Here is an 18,040-nt window from a genome sequence, read left to right on the forward strand (position 1 = left end):
GAATTACGATGAATGACTAACTTTTGCATATCCCACTGGGGCAGTATCGAGAACGCGCTTGTTACACAACGCGAACTTTGAGGCGAGTAGGTTCTTGCCTTTTCTTATTTTGACAGGAATGAGGCGGCGGCTGCCTCAATCCAAATGCTTTAATAATTGGAATTTACAATCAAATTAATTCGGCTCTTGCCCAACGAATCAGCTCTGATTTGCCGTGAAACTCAATTGTTGACAAAGGAATTCCATAGGCTCAAAAGAGTTACCCGTACAGGGCGCTACCCTGGGCCAACATAGCCTTGGCATTTTGGCCGTTATAGACATTAGAGGGCGTTGATGTTGGCGCTGCGGCCTGTGTGCTCGGTGGACCCGCCTTGGCCAGGTGTGTTCCACCTGCAATAAGTTCAGACATCACCTTTTGCTGTAGATTCATAACTGCTTTCGCAAGACCACCCGCTGCGTTTCCGCCTGCCATAATAGAGTTCAATCTTCCTCCTCTCGTAGCTTAACGCTCTCTAGCGTTATCGACAGAATTCAAAAATTACTAAAGGCCTTAATCCCAACGACCCTCACCGCCGTTCCGGGGCAGATTCGATGGACAAAATCGTCACCTTCATAAGTTACAAATTAAATGACACAGATTTAAAAAAGTGTGACCCTTCATATTTAAGCGTGATAAGTTTTTTTGGGTAACCGACCCCAAAGGTCAATTCTACGAGATTCCAGAACTTGGCCGCCCAAAAAATTAGGTACGCACCGCTACCAGCAATTGGAGAAAACTATGACAGGTCAAATTACAGTGGCACCGATACCACCTGACAAGCCCGCCATAATCAGTGCAGTCGACGGTTCAATCGTCACCTACGCCGAACTCGAGGCAAGCTCAATTGCTCTTGCCAACTACCTAAACCTTCTAGGGGTAGGAGTTGGAGACTCGATAGCCATAATGATGGAGAACCAACCAGAGCTTCTTGAAATTGCCTGGGGAGCCCAAAGAAGCGGGATCTACTATACAGCACTAAACACCCACCTCTTAGTCGATGAAGTCGCCTATATCATAAAAGACTGTGGAGCAAAAGTCGTATTCGCCTCACCCTCAAAGGTAGAGCTAATCGATGCAGCGTTAGAGGGCAAAAACAATGTTCTACGAAGAGTTGTTCTAGGCGAAGAACAAGACGGATGGAGTGCCTTTAGGGATTACTCGACCAGGGACCTAACCGCCGCTACACCAACTCCTGTTGAAGGCAACGATATGCTTTATAGCTCAGGAACAACCGGACGACCTAAAGGGATTAAGTGGCCACTATCGAATGATCCCTTCGGCGGCGCGCTACCTAGGCTAACTCAACTAATGGCGTTTTTGTATGGCTTCGATGAGAGTACCATCTACCTCTCCCCCGCACCTCTATATCACGCAGCACCTTTGAGATTCTGCATGTCCACTCATCGCTTAGGTGGGACCGTGGTAATCATGGATCACTTTGATCCCGAGAGATACCTCGAATATGTGGAGAAGTACAAGATCTCCCACAGCCAGGTGGTGCCAACGATGTTCGTTCGAATCCTAAAGCTCGACCCAGAGACTAAGTCCAAGTACCTCTTGACATCCCTTAGGTCCATCATTCATGCCGCGGCACCTTGTCCAATCCAAATCAAGAGAGAGATGATGGATTGGTGGGGACCAATAATTCATGAATACTATGCAGGAACAGAGGGCAATGGCTATGTGGCCTGTTCGCCAACTGATTGGCTCGCTCATCCTGGGTCCGTTGGACGAGCCCTTTTAGGCGAGATACACATTCTAAACGACGAAGGAGTTGATGCCCCAATAGGTAGTGAGGGCGTCATCTACTTCGCCAATGGTGGACAATTTGAGTACCATAATGATCCAGCCAAGACGGAAAGTGCCCACAATGACAGGGGCTGGAGCACTCTGGGAGATGTTGGCCATCTTGATTCAGATGGCTTCCTATACCTCACCGACCGAAGCAGCTACATGATCATCTCTGGCGGCGTGAATATCTACCCACAAGAGGCTGAAAACATTCTCATTACTCACCCTTTAGTAGCCGATGCAGCCGTAATTGGAGTTCCAAATGAAGAGTTCGGCGAAGAGGTCAAAGCCGTGGTGGAACTGCTCGACCCATCGATCGCATCGCCACAACTAGCAAGTGAACTAATCGACTATTGCCGCTCATTGATCGCTCCGATAAAATGCCCCCGGAGTATAGATTTTCGGCTCGAGCTTCCCCGCGCCCCAACTGGAAAACTATACAAGCGTCTATTGCGCGACGAATATTGGCGTGATAGGGACTCTAAGATAATCTAGCCCATGGCCCTTATATCGTCTATGCCCAGTTGAGGTCGGCGATATGATATCTACCCTGGCCATCAGTTTGCAGATGCTACTTTTGATTATGGGATGATTCATCACTTATAGCGAGCTAATACCACTTGGAATATCGGCCGAGTAGAAAGAGGCGTATGTGACTCTCGTATTCGCGAGAATCAGCACCGGAGAAAGAACCTTGTATTGGAGAAAGAACCTTGTATTGGAGAAAGAACCTTGTATTGGATGCATCATAATGAGTGAACTCATTAGGTATCTCCGAGAAGCAACGATTCCTTTTCGCCAGAGAATAGAGATAGGAAAAATCTAACGATTCAAAGGTCGCCTATTTTAAGTAGATCTTTTGAGTGACATATTGTTGGTTATCGGTGAAGATGCGACCCACAACAGCTCTAATTCCAAAATCATTGAAAAATTAATTATTAAATCGTCTCCTAGGTCTCAATAGTTGGATTCATCGCTCACGGTACCTTGGATCTTTAAAAACTTGCACCTAGTGATCAAACCAATTTGATCACTAGGTGCAACTAACAGATGAATAGCTGCTTGCCTATCACTAATTCGTCAGAGATCCCTCAGCCTCTCTTTTTTCGAGGAGAATTCCAGCAGCTAAGCGCAGTTATTGAGAGATCATTCCCTTGCGCCACAAAGACTTAGCTAGAATCTTGGATCGATCAACTCTAAAGGAATATTTCTGCGCGATGTCTCGAACCTCTGCCAAAAGACCCTCAGATAGGGTCGTAGGGGTTAAGCCCAAGTCTAAGAACTTATTGTTCTCGACGTTTAGAGTGTTCTCATTTGCCTCAAGCCGAGGATTCGGCAAAAACTGAACCTCAGTACCCGTCATCTTAGAGACCATCTCCGCCAGGTCACGAACCCGATGACTCTCTGTCACCTGATTTAGGATCATTGGTCGCTCACCACGTTCAGGTGGATTGGAGATCGCCAATTCTATACATCGAACGGTATCGTTGATGTGGATGAACGCTCGCGTCTGGCCCCCTGTGCCGTGCACTGTCAGAGGAAATCCAATAGCAGCCTGCATCAAAAAGCGGTTAAGGACGGTCCCATAGTCACCGTCATAGTCAAAACGGTTAATCAATCGCTCATCGAGTGCCGTCTGTGCGGTCTGTGTACCCCATACGATACCTTGATGCAAGTCGGTCACCTGGATGCGATCGTTTTTAGCATAAAAGGCAAAGAGAAGTTGATCAAGAGTCTTGGTCATGTGATAGACCGAGCCAGGGTCCGCAGGATGCAAAATCTCTTTGCGCTTGGGACCCGAAGAGGTGTCTAGAGTAACCTCTAAGTAACCTTCAGGAATCGACGAGTCTCCCGCCCATCCATAGCCATAGACGCCCATAGTGCCAAGGTGTACTAGGTGGATATCGGCCCCCACCTCAACAATTGCTGACAAGACATTATGCGTAGCCCGAACGTTATTATCTACCGTATAGCGCTTATTATCAGTGGACTTCATTGAATAGGGCGCAGAGCGTTGTTCAGCAAAATGAACTATTGCATCGGGTTGAAATTCGCGCAAAATAGTGACAAATCGATCGAAATCAGAAGCTAGGTTTAAATTTCTAAACTCTATCGTCTTGCCGGAGACCTCATGCCAGGTAGAGATCCGCTCACCTAAATTCGAAATTGGTGTCAACGAAGAGGTCTCAAGATCGATGTCGATCTTACGCCTTGACATGTTATCGACGATCATTACTTCGTGACCGAGCGAGCTCAGGTGAAGGGATGTAGGCCATCCGCAAAAACCATCACCACCAAGAACAATAATCTTCTTCATCAAACTCTCTACTCCTACCAACTTGCAAAAACATGTCACTCACGCGGGTAATACATTAGCTATCGCCTAGTATTGGCCAAACATTATAGTTAACTCTAATCGCTTCATGGATTAGCCACTATCTGTCACATTTTCATATGCGCGGGCGATCAAAATCCGGTCTGAATTCCACACTCTGTAGCACCAAATCAAAGAACCCTAAACCGCCATCAAATGACCCAGATAACAATCCAAAGGAACGCTAACCGCGAATTTAAGAACTCCCTTGAATCTTGCCAGGGGAATGTTATGCAAAGATTAAATCAAGCGAAACCTATGCATTTAACTAAAGAGACATCTAAAGCAACTCCTAGGAATTTAAATTCCAAAGATATACCGTCGATCAAACGTGTGCCTACTTGTTCACCAGAACTAAGACGAGCCCAAAGTGACAAAGGGCAGCAGCAATAACTAAGGCATGGAAGATCTCATGATAGCCAAAGATCGTGGGAGATGGATCAGGTCGCTTGAATGCATAGACCACGGCACCTATCGTATATAGGATGCCTCCAGTTACCAAGAGGCTAAAAGCCAATCCACCACCATTATGAAGAAGTTGTGGAAGGATTCCAACTGCGGCCCAGCCCAGGGCTACATAGATGACGGCAGTTAACCACTTTGCGGCATCAATCCAAAGAAGTTTCATGACGATGCCCCCGATGGCGCCGCCCCATACCAGTGCCAAAATCAGATTGCGGGAAAAGGGTGACAACGCTAGAAATGCAACGGGTGTATATGTTCCAGCGACAGCTAAAAAGATCATCGAGTGGTCGGCACGTCGCATTAGACGCCGTGCCTTTGGCGACCAGGTATGACGATGAAAGAGGGCACTAACTCCGAACATTCCAGTAACACATATCGAATAAACGAGAGTTATAAGGTGATTGGATAGACCATTTACATCAAACTGTAAATAAATCCCCAATGCTATGAAGACAAAAAACGCCCCTTGATGCGAAACGCCTCGGTATTTTGGTTTTACTGGCGATCCCGTGGTATCAGGTGAGAGCGAAGACACCCTTACTATCTTAGCACGAACTGGGCCTCCGCAAGATAAGCGACAGAGTTTACCAAGAGTGAAATACGTCATTACCGTTGATTTCGCACTCAAATTGTTTATCGCCGAAGGTAGCCTTTCTAGGGAGATCCACTTTAGACGATCCAAGAAGAGGTAAGACTCCTCGATATGGCTCAATTCTTTGTTCCAAAGCAGCACTTGGGTACAATTGCAAAAAGCTTGCCGCGCCCACTACCCTTTAGATCGCCCTTTAGGGCACCCTTCAGATCTTACCGAAAGTCAACAAACTGAATAACTCTCACAAGATCAGAGAGAAATATCTTATTGCTGTAATCAAAACGAGAAGTAGTGAGACAAAAAATGGCAGTTTGTCCAAGCACTATTTTAGGCGCTCGATAGCCTCAGGGTCTCAGAGCTAATGAATTAGTCAATGCTCGAAAGGGCCCCAACCCTTCATAGAAACCAATGTGTCAATACGCCTTTAATAACTCTCCGATCAAATGTCATTTCCGTAGGTGAACCTCCCCGCCCTCACGGACGGGGCTTCTGGCTCCGTCTGTTTGGTTGGGGTTACCTGACATCACTTCCATCGCGCCACCGGGACCGACTGGTCTGGTGCTAATGAATTAGCACTGGTAGATGAGTTTGCTAGTTTCGGCTTGCTTGTCTGAGGTATCTCAGACAAGGCCCGGTTCTGGGCACTACTTCGGGCTCTGGCCTTACGGCAATGCACCTTTTGGTGTGTCTTGCGTTGATCGGGTGACCAATGTTTTTCAGCTCGAAGATACGTGACTAAGATTGTTGTATCTAGTCCAATTGGAGAATGTTTATTGCTCCTAGGGCGTCTCGATGACAGCTGAACCCACAGATAGGGTTCTTGCATCGGTAGTGCCGACCTGATGGTCGCTTGCGTCTTAAGCACGCGGGGCAAGTTTGGCTAGAGTATGACTCGTTTAGGGGTTGTATCTCTAAGTTAGTTTTCTCATTGAGGTATTGCTCTGAGGGCCTCTTGACCACTGGGATAGTTGCTGGCGACCGTGGCGACCCATGGATCGTTTGGCTTTACTATGTTTTTCTATCCCTCTTACGTCACCAACTATGAGTGTGGCGGTGTTGTGGTTAATGACGTCGCGATATAGGTGACATTCTCCAGTCACAGTTCCAAAGTCACATCGACGCTTCACCGTCTATGTATTTAGCGGTTGCGGTGAACGATCCCTCGGGGAACAACGCTGCTTAGAGTGTAATACCTTTATGGCTCGAGTAGGAATAGGGGGATATTGTCCCTCCTGTGACGAACCAATCTCCATTACCGATCTACTTGGGGAGGAGTTGACACAAGCAAGAAAATAAATCGGGGATAGTTGACTTATTGCTACCCCGGTCGAGTGGATAGCAATAAAGGAAAACAGTCACCTTCAGCAAATACACTGACGGTTACGGCCATGAACCCAATCGACGCGTTGGTTCCATAACAGTGCCGCCCTATGGCATGAGTCGTGAGCTAGGCGATAGGATACGCCTGTCAAGAAGATAGGCACGATAGCCGTTGTGTACTGTGGGCTTTTACTAACCATTTCTACATCTGAAATAGCATTATTTGCTAGATGCTATATTCCATTATACGATCGATGATTGGCACCATAAAAGGCATTTGCTATACATGCACACATTGTATTGATATCTAAATATCGCCGTTATGTAATGACGAACAGAGTAAGTGACGAGATCAAATCCGCTCTCATTGAAGTGTGTACTCGTTTTGATTCCATCTCCGATGCTTTTGAGACAGAGGGCAATCATGCGCACCTGTTGATTAGCTATCCACCCAAAGTTGCTTTATCAAGGATGGTGATGTCTATGAAGACGCTATCGGCCATGAGAGCAAGCCAAAGAACTGGCCGGAAGCCCAAGATGCTTTGTGGGGGAACCACTTCTGGTCACCCTCATAGTCGATAGTGTCTTGTGGTGGAGCACCATTAGAGAAAGTGAAGAAATACGGTGAGAAAGTACGGTGAGAAAGTACATAGGGTACCAAAAACTCCCAAGAGGGAAATCAGGTAGACCGAGAAAGAACGAGGTAGCTTGACCCCTCCCTTACGGAAACCGATTGCGCTTCCGCTGGTTCAAACCAAGATTGATTCGACCCTGACCATATCAATCAGATGATCTATGTCGCTAGGAATGAAGAGTTCGGTGCCTACTCGTAGCGACGTACCACTACCACAGGCTACACCAAGCGCCAACATCTCCTTGGAACCCATTCCCCTTATGAGCGCTGTAACCATTCCACCGACCATGGAATCACCGGCTCCCACACTGGACTTACATTCTACCCGTGGAGCGTAGCCAAAGAATGTTCCCTCTGAACATGCTAAGAGCGCACCATCTCGACCCATTGAGACGCAAACATAGGCTACTCCTGATTCATGGATCTTCTTAGCTTCTATAGCAATATCCTCAAGGCCATGGAGCCGCCGACCACAAAATTGCTCGATCTCATGTTGATTGGGCTTTATGAAAAATGGACAGTGCTCAATCGCTAAGCGCAAATGGGAGCCATTGGTATCCAAAATCGACCGAGCGCCAACCTTGTCTAGGTCGTCGAGCATCCTCGAATAAAAATCATATGGAATTCCAGGAGGCATAGAACCCGTAAGGATCCCATAGCCACCATAACAATGATCTAAAAATTGACTTCTAAGGGATTCGGCTGCATCAGGAGGAATGTACGGACCAACCCCTGTTATCTCAAACTGAGCCGGCGGACTTGCCTGTATGAATGTGGCATTGAGCCGGGTCTCACCTTCTACTTCTATCCAGCGACCATCGGCCAATTGCTCGTGAAGAAGCTCTTTTAACAACAAGCCAATCTTCCCTGCGGAAAAGCCAAAATGGCGAGGCGAAAGGCCCAAGCGCTCTAAAGCTCTAGCAACATTTACGCCATTGCCACCAGGATCATTCCTGGTAACCCTTGCATAGTTCTTTTGGTCTGCATGGAGCTCTTCAATTTCATAGGATATATCTACCGCAGGATTCAACGTCAGCACCGAGATCGGTGGCATCTCGTTTTCGGTCATGACAACCCAATCCCCTTGATGTGGATATCAAAAACAACCATTACCAAAATCGTCTGCTTGAAAAAAAACAAGAGCCACAACCTAACCTAGGCAACAAAGAGCAGCCAGAATATAGCCACCGAGTACTCAGATCATGGGTAAATTCCAAATAAACCTAAACTGGTCCATAGACAACTCCCTCAAAGGGAATCTATAGATCACTGCCAAAAAAGCCACAACGAAAATCCATCCACTGCTACTTTTTTCAATCAGATTTGCCAATTGAAAAAAGTTAAGGTAACGTTATTAGCTAATCTAATTAATCATGCTGAAATAGTGTAATTTTTTCAAAAAGTCTTTTCGACTATAACCCCGATAGATTAGAATAAGAGACCATTCTTTAGTAACGGCACTTGATTCCCATTTATTCTATGGATCTGCTTGGTGCGAATTAGTTTTCAAACAAAACACAAGCGCCCCAACAACAAGCGCCCAATAGGATCGCATCAAGTGCAGGCCAAAACAAGCTTGAAACCTACAGATCGAGGATTGTCTTAGGCGGTGCGCATGCAATCCAAACTAGCTCAAAGAAGAGGTTCTGCAATAAGCCCTCGCAACGTCAGCCTAAATTGCACCGTGACAACGCAAAATGAACGGGTTGGCTACCCCGCTTTCAACCAGTCGACCCAGCCAAAAGATAGTAGTGGTCAATATTCGCCAACCAGAAATTATCCGAGAGCTAAGCCATCAGTGGTTCTCCTTTGGTGCTTGGGTTGGTCGAGTGACCATCCAATTTCCTAGTTACCCACGCAATACGAGATGGCTATGTCCCTAAAGGCGTTTCAACGAAAATGGACCCTAAGAAGGATGACTCCAATTAATTCAAAGGATAATTTCTAGCTAGACACAAATCCCTAGTCATTCCAATGAACTCTTGTTATTCGTGTCGTTCGGGGAACAAACGATGACCTATGCCTCTAGTAGGTGAGTCGCTCGAATCGTAGCATCAATGAATTAAGGACCACTGGAGGAATTTAGATGATGTACATGTGGGGAAACGGTGGATGAGGAAGCGGCGGATGGGGAAGCGGAATGTGGATCCTAATGGCCGTTGCCATGATTTTGCTATGGGCGGTAGTGGCATTAGGCGTTGTAATCGCGCTAAGACATTTCAAAAATACTAACAAAAAAGCCGAACAAGGCATAGCAGATGTCGAGGGCATCCTTCGAAATCGTCTTGCCCACGGAGAGATCAACCCTGACGAATATCAAAGAACGCTCGAAACACTCCGAGGAAAAAGGTGAATCTAAAACTCAGAACCACAGGATTTATAGCCACTGGGGTCATTATTCTTGCTGGTGCATCCACAGTTATCGTCCATGGTGTCGCTTCGTCGACCCATCAAAGTACAATACACTCTCTCACAGCGAGCGGGAGCTGTCAGCCTCAAAACCCAGCAGCACAAGTTGTTCAGGTTGGCTTATACGACCATGGAGGCTCAGAGATGGCACATGGGTCAATGATGGGACATGGGATAATGATGCTGGCTCTGAATCCGAGCCCATCGATAGTTCATGCTGGTCAAATCACATTTGTGGTTAGCAACTATGGATCACTGAACCACGAATTTCTAGTGTTGCCAATGCCAGCAGCAGGCATTGGGACCAGAACTGTCGCTGAAAACGGAAAGATAAACGAATCTCAAAGCCTTGGCGAAGCATCCACCTCATGCGGGGCTGGAGCTGGTAGCGGAATTGTGGCAGGTTCTAGGAGCTGGATAACGCTTAAACTAGCAACTGGAAAGTACGAACTTCTTTGCGATGTTCCCTGGCACTATACGAATGGGATGTATTCAAGCTTTACAGTTACGTAGCCACTAATAAAAAAGCTATCAAATATCAAAACTTCAACCTCATAGCCAGGATCAGCTACTGTTACCCAATATCTGCGCTAACAGTATTACAAGAAGGATGCGAAGGCTAGGGACAAGCGGTCGGCGAATTGATTGTCATGAATAAATATCCCTGTAAGAACTCGTGTCTAAAGGCAATCCTCAAAGAAACCAAGGAAAGACCAACTCCGCTAGTCGCTCATGAACTAAAACCCCTATGGCAACGCTTTTCCTTATGCCAAAAACCTCTACCAAAGTGCGGGCGCCTCACTAGGGCCCTTTCCCAGGGGTAGCTCCGCAGGAGGTCGATCCATCAATACTCTTTCTAGCGTTGCTATTATTTCGCCTTCGAATCAGCGGTTGAGGTCTACCCTAGTCACACCCATTGCCTCGGCTGATTCCACCACTTAGCGACAAGTTCGTATGTATACTTTTAGTTTTGGGGAGTTGGCTCCCAGACCATCAAGTTGAATCAGATTTTAATCTGGGCCGAAAACCTATTTTACCTTATTATTGGCCTCTTGAGCATGGAGGCAGTCTATCAAGGCAGCGCAATCCTATGGGCCAAGGTACTTCCTGGAGGTGAAAACTTCATCCCTACCGTCACCTTGGAGGTGGTAGGAGTTTTTCAATTTCCGGCGCCGCCAAAGAGCCATGGCCTACCAAGATCATAATCAAAGCACACAGCAGGACTAAGTGGCTGATCCAGTTGTCGATCCAAGCGTCGATCTAGGTATTAGTTAAACTAGCTAATACCTCCATCATAAACTTGCGAAAGGAGAAACTTGCGAAATTTAAAAGAGGAAAGCAACCCGTAACCTCTAATAAAAATATTAGGCGGCTCCCTTGTGATCGGCACCCAACAATGCAGAACTGTCTCTAGCGGTGAGTTGTATTGATCGAAAAATAAAATTCAGGATCAATTGAGTCACAAAGTTCCAGGAGACAAATCACAGATCCAAATACGGCAATTCTTTTGACTACACCTGGTATTTGCACCTGGTGCCAGCGACTTTTGCCAATGATTGTTTATGGAAAGATACGATCCAAATCTGAAATCTCCAAGGGTGCTCCCTTTGCTCTGCATCCATGCAAACGAATCAACAAAAGGATCCAAATCTGAAATCTCCAAAGGCGCAGTCCCATTTCAGAGACGAAGTGATAGTCAATATCAGGTATCGACCGCAACGAAAAAGCTAATCACCAAGGTGTAATCTTCAATTAACCACACTATCCTGCGCTAGAACGCCGTCAATAGTCGCTTTTCATGGCAACCTGGGGAGAATTCAATCAACAATAGAGAGAATTCGTCCGTCCGGTACTCAATTAAGACCGCTCGATGAGAGAGGCGACGTATGCCTCTGGGTCAAATGGAATCAAATCCGAAATGGATTCGCCGACACCAACCAGCTTTACTGGAATCTGAAAGATATCCTCGATCGCAAAGGCAATTCCCCCCTTAGCTGATCCATCCAACTTAGTTAGGACCACGCCAGTCACTCCAACGGCTTCACTGAAGACCTTGGCTTGTGAGAGACCATTTTGACCTGTCGTTGCATCTAATACCAAGAGAACTTCACCCAGGTTGCCCTGAGCCTTTTCTACAGTTCGATATATCTTCTTGAGCTCTTCAATGAGGTTGGTCTTGTTCTGTAGGCGTCCAGCGGTATCACCGAGCACAATGTCGAAGTCACGGGCCTTGGCGCTAGCGATCGCGTCAAACAGGACGCTCGAGGGATCTGCACCAGGTGCACCAGAAATCACCTGCACATTGGCACGCTCGCCCCACAAGCTCAGTTGATCTGCCGCAGCCGCTCGAAAGGTATCAGCGGCGGCCAATAAGAGCTTTCTATCTCCTAACATCGCTGCAACTTTGCCGATCGTAGTGGTCTTGCCGACACCATTTACGCCAACAAAGAGCCAGACAATAGGCTTGTCGCCATCTACTTTTAGAGCTCTATCGGCCTTAGATAATATCTCAAGCATCGATGATCGCACAATCTCAACCGCTTCGGTTGGAGACTTAGCCTTGGAGACTTTAGCCTTAGCCTGTGCACCCTCAAGGATCTTGGTGGTAGTTTCAAAACCAACGTCCGATAGGATCAGCGCATCTTGGAGATCATCCCAAAAGGAGTCATCCAAAGAACCGCGGCGAAATAACCCAGCAATTCTTCCGCCGAATGTCTCCCTAGATCTACCAAGTGCATCGCCAAGGCTAGGAGTTGCATGCGGCTTTGGTGGAGTGTCCTTAGAGGGAGCTTCTGGCCTCTCGGTCCTGGATCCTTTTAGATCGGTGGTGGCAAGATCTGGATTTACACGGACCTCAGTCGCCTTGGCTGGGGGTTTTGGTGAACTCTTTGAAGGAGTACTTGGCGGAGTTTTAGATGCGGGTTTAGACGGTGTCTTGGATGATGTCTTAACGTCCTGACGATTCTTTGTCGTCGATGGCCCCTTTGGAGCTGTGGCTCCTTTTTTAAGTTGCGGATTAGAAGCACCCTTGGATATAGTACCGCCTCTTCTAGCCTTCATTGGTCCCAGATAAAGGAGTATGCCCACGATCACAACCGCGACAATCATAAGTGTAATTACAGTCTGCACGCCGATTGAGTCTATTGCCTAAATTGCCTCCCTAGGAATGATTTGAATATCCTCACGAAGCTATAGCCAACCCTAAGAACTAAAGTCGTGAGGTGATCTCACCAAATGCGGACCTGCTACCGGTGAACCTCCCCGTCCTCACGGACGGGGCTTCTGGCTCCGTCTGTTTGGTTGGGGTTACCTGACATCGCTCCCATCACGCCACCGGGACCGACTGGTCTGGTACTAATGAATTGGTACTGGTGGATGAGTTCGCTAGTTTCGGCTTGCCTGTCTGAGATATCTCAGACAAGGCCCGGTTCTGGGCACTACTTCGGGCTCTGGCCTTAGGGCACTGCACCTTTTGGTGTGTCTTGCGTTGATTGAGTGACCAATGTTTTTCAGCTCGAAGATACGTGACTAAGATTGTTGTATCTAGTCCAATTGGAGAGCACTCTGCGTATATCGCCTTCTGGAGAATGTTTATTGCTCCTAGGGCGTCTCGATGACAGCTGAACCCACAGATAGGGCTCTCGCATCGGTAGTGCCGACCTGATGGTCGCTTGCGTCTTAAGCACGCAGGGCAAGTTTGGCTAGAGTATGACTCGTTTAGGGGTTGTATCTCTAAGTTAGTTTTCTAATTGAGGTATTGCTCTTGAGGGCCTCTTGACCACTGGGATAGTTGCTGGCGACCGTGGCGACCCATGGATCGTTTGGCTTTACTATGTTTTTCTATCCCTCTTACGTCACCAACTATGAGTGTGGCGGTGTTGTGGTTAATGACGTGATTGGCCGGCTTTTTGGACACCTGATGGTCAAAGTCACAAAGTGATGATTTTGTCTTCCCTAGGTGTCAAGGGAGTTGACTTTCCTCTTCGCAGTTACCAGTCTTATATACTTCTTTGATCCAGGGCAGGTTTGCACCGGCTGATCTTGTGTTGGCTGATCTTGCGCTGGAGCTTGCCTATGACCTTAGCCCATCTTTCCGAAAATCAAACCATTCTCCCAGCTAGTTGAGTATGTGGTCTTACGTTGGGACACTACAAATGCGTCGCAATGGTCTTTATCCGTTTAAGGGGATCACTAACTCCTAAGAGACGGTAGATCTCTTTGTGAACCGGCTCAGGAACACCACTAGTGCGGATGTGATAGACGACGCCTTTATCTGATGTAAGAACTATGGTGGCTCGGCGGTGACTGTTGAGTTGCTCTTGGATGGTTGACCATCTTCTCTTATCGTTATTTTGCCTCAAGGTCAGCTCAATAGCACTAAGGGGGTGATAGGCAAGTACTGAGATGAAGAGGTGAGCAGCAGTTCGGCTAGCTAGTTGATGATAGACCGGTCGAAGTCCAAGATCACTCTTGAGGGATCTAAAGGCATCTTCTGGAATTACTCACCAAACGCGACACGGAACTCCGCTTATCTATGCAGCTTTCACCATAGCTGACTTTTCAAAATCAATTGGCGAAATGTCACCAATACTTGAATGTCTCCGCCTTCGGTTGTACCATTGGATCCAGTCGAAGATCTCTATTCTTGCCTCCTCTCTGGTGTCGAAGACTGTTTGATATACGAGCTCCTTCTTCAATGACGCCCATAGCGCCTCAGCCATAGCGTTATCGTAGGAATCCCCAACGCTCCCCATCGACTGTGAGAACTGAGAGAGTCGTAGCATCTCCCTGAACTCATTACTTGTGTACCTAAGATCCATGGTCGATGCGAAAAATGGTATCTGACATCAATACCTTTCCCCTGGTAGATCGTGCTTTATCGAGGCAATCGATGAACATCTGGGTGTCCATTGAATCGCTCATCGAGTATCCAAGGATTCGCCGTGAGCACGCATCCATGATGCACACCAGATACAACCAGCCCTCCCTGGTGCCGATGTAGGTCAGGTCGCTCACCCAGAGCTTGTCTGTTTCATCGACGGAGAAGTTTCTCTCAACTAGATCAGAACTCTTCCTGGCGTGTCTATCTGGCCTGGTCGTGATCGTCTTAGCTCTTCCACAAGCGCCAGTGATGGATAACTCTGCCATCAGGCGACTTACGGTCGCTCTTGAGACGTTAATACCGCTATCTCTGAGCTCATGAGTCAATCTCGGTGCTCCGTAGATCCTACGGTTAGCTACAAATGCCTCAAGGAGCCTCTCTTTGAGATTCTCACGAGTGTTATGTAGCTCTTCGAGGTACTTCCTCCTCACCGACCAGCGGTAATAGGCAGAACGCGATACAGCTAAGACCCTACAGAGCACATTGATTGGAAAATCGGCCTTTACGGATATCTATGAACTGGTAAATCAGTTCCCGTCTGTGTCCTTTATCCAGAAGGCCGAAAATCGTTTTAAGATTTCTTTCTCCATTCTGAGCTGCTCGTTCTCCTTGCGGAGACGGTCGATCTCGTCGGCCACAACCGATCCTTCACCGGCATTAGCCTTCTTTGCTCTCCGAGCGTTGTAGACCCAATTATTAAGAGTTGCCTCCGAGATACCCAACTCATTAGCCACCTGCTTAATGGATCGATTTCCAATCTCTACAAGTTTGACTGCGTCACTTTTGAAATCTGAGTCAAACTTTCTACGAGGCGTTGCCTCTTTTGGATGCAATTCTCCCATGACTGCCATTCTCCTTTGATTTAGGGAGAGTCGTGTCGCGTATCGTGAGAAGGTTCACTGTCTTCGCCCTCTTATAAACAAAAATCAAGCTAGGGTGACAACAATCTTGGCAGAGAGGGAGCTAGAGCGCGCAACAAGTTGCTTATATTCTCCCCAACAAGAAATGTCCATAGAAGGACCGAATGAAATATCTACTAAGAACAGAAAAAGACATATCCAGTAAACGCGAGCTGTGGTAAATTATGCAAAAGTGATGGCCGCTCGCGTGCATTTTTCGTGGCCGCTAACTTGCAGTTCCCAATGGCAATTAACAAGATTCTCTGGATACCTTCTCAACTCAATTCCAACTTCGCCCTCTTAGAAACATAAATCAATCTAGGTGGCAACTTTCCCTGCAGACAGGGGAAAGCTTAATGAGCCGTGGTGAAGCTTCGGTGATGTATCGTTCACCGGGAAGCTAAAGCATATTGCAGTCGACTCAGAATACAAAGGAGTGCTATAATGATGTCATGAATACGGTTAAGAGAACGACGACAGTTAGAATGCAGGCCTCTACGGCGGAGGCCCTTGAATTGGTCGCTCGAACCGACAACTTGTCAGTCTCGGAGGCTGTCCGCGTTGCCGTAAATGAATATATCGATTCCCGCCGGGCAGATCCAGAATTTCAAAAACGGCTTACTAATTTATTTGAAGCTGAACGGGATGTTTTCGAGAAGCTTGCTCAAATGTGACTCGATATATCGATCTCGCAGATTTTCTTATAATCGCAGAGGCCGTTCTCGGAATTGATGCAAAAGTCCTAGCTAGGTCTGTACGAATTGATCTTGCCGAGTCTGCTCTTTATTCTCCATCTTCATCGTTCGATGGCATCGAGTTTTATCAGGGATTTGCCCTCAAAGCTGCGGTTCTTGTGATGCACCTCGTCAAAAACCATCCACTACCAGATGGAAACAAGAGATCTAGTTACGTGTGCCTTAGAGAGTTCGTGCACCGAAACAACTATACCTGGAAAACTGGGGCGAACGACGAAATCGTTTCGACCATGATAAAAGTTGCTTCAGATGACATAACGCTGGAAGAATTAACAAAGTGGATATCGAGTCGAATACTTCCTGCATGACGATGCCAGATTATCTGGACCACCGTGCCGGAGTCTCTGGACCACCTTTGTTGGTCCTCGAACCTATTTCTAAATTAGCTTATTCACGATATAGGTTGAAGACCAATTAGGCGATTCAGGCTCAGATTTGTAGATTTATTTACAGATATCATTCTTTGTTTGAATGATATTTTCGCGCAACCCCTCTCAGCTATCGTTCCTGACGGTTATCTGGCACTTCGGATTTAACGGTGGCTAGAGGTTAAAGTTCCATTTTTATGAAGTCGCTTTGGAGGTGGTACAGGGGTTCTGCCAGAATGGGATTTGACAAAACTCACAATGGAGAGCCCCTGTGGAAAAAGATCATAAAGCAATTTCTAAAATCTTGGTTGGTTTAGTTGATATTAATTTGATACGCGTTGAAGATAATCTTGGTGAACCGCTCCATGTTCACATTGAGTGTTCTAATTCACAAAAGCAATGTCCAACCGCTGAAGGCAAAGTTCACCATAATGGCCTCAGAGTTGTTGAGGTTGTAGACCTACCGTCTTTTGGTCGCAAGGTTATTCTTTTTCATACTTATCAAGTTTAGTAAGCAAGAGCCATTTTGGAATCAGATTCGCGGAGTAGCGGATGTGGAGACGCAAACACACATGTATTGAGAAGTCGCTCTACCAAGGACATTTCAAAGTGCCTTCGGTTGAATCGGTATGCGAATTCCTCGAGGTAAAGTTGCTTATGTTCCTCACGTCCGTGGTATGTTCCGTCGATAAATTTCTTGCAGTTCCCTATCAGGATGTTGAGCCATTTGAATGTTACATGTGCTTGTTCGTCTTTGGATAGAGTGAACCAATGCGCTAGTCCAAGGTCTTTCAGCACATACCCCGTAACTTGGGTTACCATCACTTATCAGCTTGGTATCGGAATCTAAACGTCTCACAAAAACATCTTTGAATGATTTAGCAGTGGTATCTTTGATTACTTCCATGAAGCAATGAGTAGGAGCACCATTGCTAATCGACACTCCAATTAGGACATTGGTTTGTTTTGTTCCCTTTCCTCTTCTGCCTTCGCCATGGCTCTCACCACCTAAAAAGAACTCATCTACTCAGGCGTTTTCTCCAAGTTTGTATAAACCATTTCGGTCAGCCATTGCTTTTCGTAGCTTATTTAGCATCAACCAGCCAGTCGAATAAGATACTTGAACGAATTTAGCAATGGTAGTAGCCGAAAGACCACGCTTGTCGTTGGACAATAGATAGATAGCGGAGAACCACTTGGATAAAGAGATATGGCTTCGATGGAAGATGGTTCCGGAGGTAACGCTAGTTTGGCGGTGACAAGATTTACATTGAAAAAGTGGAGCTCGAGATGCTGCATTTCTTCGATGGTTTGGCCTGATTAAGGTAAACTGGTCAGAGTCACACTTTGGGCATCTAAATCCCTCTTTCCACCGCAATTTGATCAAATGATCTTCACATGCTTCCTCTGAAGCGAAGCGTACCATAAAGCCTGAGATATCCACCATGCCATCCTTTCATCGAACATCTGTTCTACTAAAGATTAGCTCCAATCTGGTCTCGGTGGAGGCG

19 protein-coding genes and 2 pseudogenes are annotated in these 18,040 nt (G+C 46.7%); 7 read left to right on the forward strand and 14 right to left on the reverse strand.

From position 1 onward, the window contains the following. Positions 1-259: 259 nt before the first annotated feature. Positions 260-484 (reverse strand): hypothetical protein, encoded by a 225-nt coding sequence (locus AXFE_RS14945; RefSeq protein ID WP_052606755.1) that lies wholly within the window; start codon positions 482-484, stop codon positions 260-262. Between the two features lie 294 nt (positions 485-778). Between AXFE_RS14945 and AXFE_RS14950 the strand changes: the two genes are divergently transcribed. Further along, on the forward strand, positions 779-2,326 hold the full coding sequence (locus tag AXFE_RS14950; protein ID WP_052606756.1) for an AMP-binding protein: 1,548 nt from the start codon (positions 779-781) through the stop codon (positions 2,324-2,326). Between the two features lie 640 nt (positions 2,327-2,966). Here AXFE_RS14950 and AXFE_RS14955 read toward each other — a convergent pair. From AXFE_RS14955 to AXFE_RS21615, 3 genes are all read right to left on the reverse strand, one after another. Further along, entirely contained in the window at positions 2,967-4,148 is a 1,182-nt protein-coding gene (locus AXFE_RS14955) for an NAD-dependent epimerase/dehydratase family protein (protein ID WP_052606757.1), read from the reverse strand. Positions 4,149-4,542: 394 nt separating this feature from the next. Next, entirely contained in the window at positions 4,543-5,205 is a 663-nt protein-coding gene (gene trhA, locus AXFE_RS14960; protein WP_052606758.1) for a PAQR family membrane homeostasis protein TrhA, read from the reverse strand. A gap of 807 nt (positions 5,206-6,012) precedes the next feature. Then, positions 6,013-6,222: a zinc ribbon domain-containing protein gene (locus AXFE_RS21615; protein ID WP_160291887.1), complete on the reverse strand. Its 210-nt coding sequence runs from the start codon at positions 6,220-6,222 to the stop codon at positions 6,013-6,015. 642 nt (positions 6,223-6,864) lie between these two features. Between AXFE_RS21615 and tnpA the strand changes: the two genes are divergently transcribed. After that, a complete protein-coding gene (gene tnpA, locus AXFE_RS21620) occupies positions 6,865-7,164 on the forward strand; it encodes an IS200/IS605 family transposase (RefSeq protein WP_082058806.1) in 300 nt (99 codons plus the stop codon). Positions 7,165-7,331: 167 nt separating this feature from the next. Here tnpA and AXFE_RS14970 read toward each other — a convergent pair whose 3' ends face one another. Next, a complete protein-coding gene (locus AXFE_RS14970) occupies positions 7,332-8,285 on the reverse strand; it encodes a 1-phosphofructokinase family hexose kinase (RefSeq protein ID WP_052606760.1) in 954 nt (317 codons plus the stop codon). Between the two features lie 1,071 nt (positions 8,286-9,356). Between AXFE_RS14970 and AXFE_RS14980 the strand changes: the two genes are divergently transcribed. Together AXFE_RS14980 and AXFE_RS14985 are read left to right on the forward strand one after the other, a co-directional pair. Continuing rightward, positions 9,357-9,569 (forward strand): SHOCT domain-containing protein, encoded by a 213-nt coding sequence (locus tag AXFE_RS14980; protein WP_052606762.1) that lies wholly within the window; start codon positions 9,357-9,359, stop codon positions 9,567-9,569. Further along, positions 9,566-10,138: a sulfocyanin-like copper-binding protein gene (locus AXFE_RS14985; RefSeq protein ID WP_052606763.1), complete on the forward strand. Its 573-nt coding sequence runs from the start codon at positions 9,566-9,568 to the stop codon at positions 10,136-10,138. Before AXFE_RS14980 ends, AXFE_RS14985 begins: the two co-directional genes overlap by 4 nt. Before the next feature lie 1,344 nt (positions 10,139-11,482). Here the strand turns inward: AXFE_RS14985 and ftsY are convergent. The 6 genes and pseudogenes from ftsY to AXFE_RS15010 all read right to left on the reverse strand — a co-directional run bounded on the left by ftsY (position 11,483) and on the right by AXFE_RS15010 (position 15,349). Then, the gene (gene ftsY / locus AXFE_RS14995) at positions 11,483-12,754 is read right to left on the reverse strand and encodes a signal recognition particle-docking protein FtsY (protein WP_200891304.1); all 1,272 of its coding nucleotides are present in this window, start codon (positions 12,752-12,754) and stop codon (positions 11,483-11,485) included. A gap of 196 nt (positions 12,755-12,950) precedes the next feature. Then, entirely contained in the window at positions 12,951-13,355 is a 405-nt protein-coding gene (locus AXFE_RS21625) for a zinc ribbon domain-containing protein (RefSeq protein ID WP_082058811.1), read from the reverse strand. Between the two features lie 418 nt (positions 13,356-13,773). Next, positions 13,774-14,118, reverse strand: a pseudogene (locus AXFE_RS21830) (IS1634 family transposase); the annotation flags it as partial. Between the two features lie 39 nt (positions 14,119-14,157). Further along, positions 14,158-14,409, reverse strand: a complete 252-nt coding sequence (locus AXFE_RS15000; RefSeq protein ID WP_235347849.1) for an integrase core domain-containing protein — start codon at positions 14,407-14,409, stop codon at positions 14,158-14,160. 25 nt (positions 14,410-14,434) lie between these two features. Continuing rightward, on the reverse strand, positions 14,435-15,019 hold the full coding sequence (locus AXFE_RS15005) for an IS3 family transposase (protein ID WP_152626136.1): 585 nt from the start codon (positions 15,017-15,019) through the stop codon (positions 14,435-14,437). 15 nt (positions 15,020-15,034) lie between these two features. Continuing rightward, positions 15,035-15,349, reverse strand: a complete 315-nt coding sequence (locus AXFE_RS15010) for a transposase (RefSeq protein WP_052606767.1) — start codon at positions 15,347-15,349, stop codon at positions 15,035-15,037. A gap of 509 nt (positions 15,350-15,858) precedes the next feature. On the opposite strand from AXFE_RS15010, the gene AXFE_RS15015 reads away from it, so the two are divergent. The 3 genes from AXFE_RS15015 to AXFE_RS15025 all read left to right on the forward strand — a co-directional run bounded on the left by AXFE_RS15015 (position 15,859) and on the right by AXFE_RS15025 (position 17,040). Beyond that, complete coding sequence (locus tag AXFE_RS15015) at positions 15,859-16,080, forward strand: ribbon-helix-helix protein, CopG family (protein ID WP_052606768.1); 222 nt, start codon at positions 15,859-15,861, stop codon at positions 16,078-16,080. Further along, complete coding sequence (locus AXFE_RS15020; protein WP_052606769.1) at positions 16,077-16,469, forward strand: type II toxin-antitoxin system death-on-curing family toxin; 393 nt, start codon at positions 16,077-16,079, stop codon at positions 16,467-16,469. The genes AXFE_RS15015 and AXFE_RS15020 overlap by 4 nt, the downstream gene beginning before the upstream one ends. Before the next feature lie 331 nt (positions 16,470-16,800). Beyond that, the gene (locus tag AXFE_RS15025) at positions 16,801-17,040 is read left to right on the forward strand and encodes a hypothetical protein (RefSeq protein ID WP_052606770.1); all 240 of its coding nucleotides are present in this window, start codon (positions 16,801-16,803) and stop codon (positions 17,038-17,040) included. Here AXFE_RS15025 and AXFE_RS21630 read toward each other — a convergent pair. From AXFE_RS21630 to AXFE_RS21640, 3 genes and pseudogenes are all read right to left on the reverse strand, one after another. Continuing rightward, a complete protein-coding gene (locus AXFE_RS21630; protein ID WP_407071692.1) occupies positions 17,037-17,246 on the reverse strand; it encodes a hypothetical protein in 210 nt (69 codons plus the stop codon). The two genes, AXFE_RS15025 and AXFE_RS21630, sit on opposite strands and share 4 nt — an antisense overlap. Next, positions 17,194-17,496 (reverse strand): annotated as a pseudogene (locus tag AXFE_RS21635) (hypothetical protein); the annotation flags it as partial. The gene AXFE_RS21630 and the pseudogene AXFE_RS21635, both read right to left, overlap by 53 nt. A 60-nt stretch (positions 17,497-17,556) precedes the next feature. After that, a complete protein-coding gene (locus AXFE_RS21640; RefSeq protein ID WP_082058808.1) occupies positions 17,557-17,976 on the reverse strand; it encodes a transposase in 420 nt (139 codons plus the stop codon). Positions 17,977-18,040: the final 64 nt, after the last annotated feature.

Origin of the sequence: Acidithrix ferrooxidans, assembly GCF_000949295.1 — a bacterium.
Taxonomy (GTDB): Bacteria; Actinomycetota; Acidimicrobiia; order Acidimicrobiales; family Acidimicrobiaceae; genus Acidithrix; species Acidithrix ferrooxidans.

What these genes read in the sequence shown, in the direction of transcription:
- AXFE_RS14950 (WP_052606756.1), top strand. Translation starts at nt 779, where the DNA reads ATGACAGGTCAAATTACAGTGGCACCGATACCACCTGACAAGCCCGCC.
- AXFE_RS14955 (WP_052606757.1), bottom strand. Translation starts at nt 4,148, where the DNA reads ATGAAGAAGATTATTGTTCTTGGTGGTGATGGTTTTTGCGGATGGCCT.
- AXFE_RS14970 (WP_052606760.1), bottom strand. Translation starts at nt 8,285, where the DNA reads ATGACCGAAAACGAGATGCCACCGATCTCGGTGCTGACGTTGAATCCT.
- AXFE_RS14980 (WP_052606762.1), top strand. Translation starts at nt 9,357, where the DNA reads ATGTGGATCCTAATGGCCGTTGCCATGATTTTGCTATGGGCGGTAGTG.
- AXFE_RS15000 (WP_235347849.1), bottom strand. Translation starts at nt 14,409, where the DNA reads ATGCTACGACTCTCTCAGTTCTCACAGTCGATGGGGAGCGTTGGGGAT.
- AXFE_RS15010 (WP_052606767.1), bottom strand. Translation starts at nt 15,349, where the DNA reads ATGGGAGAATTGCATCCAAAAGAGGCAACGCCTCGTAGAAAGTTTGAC.
- AXFE_RS15015 (WP_052606768.1), top strand. Translation starts at nt 15,859, where the DNA reads ATGAATACGGTTAAGAGAACGACGACAGTTAGAATGCAGGCCTCTACG.
- AXFE_RS21640 (WP_082058808.1), bottom strand. Translation starts at nt 17,976, where the DNA reads ATGGTGGATATCTCAGGCTTTATGGTACGCTTCGCTTCAGAGGAAGCA.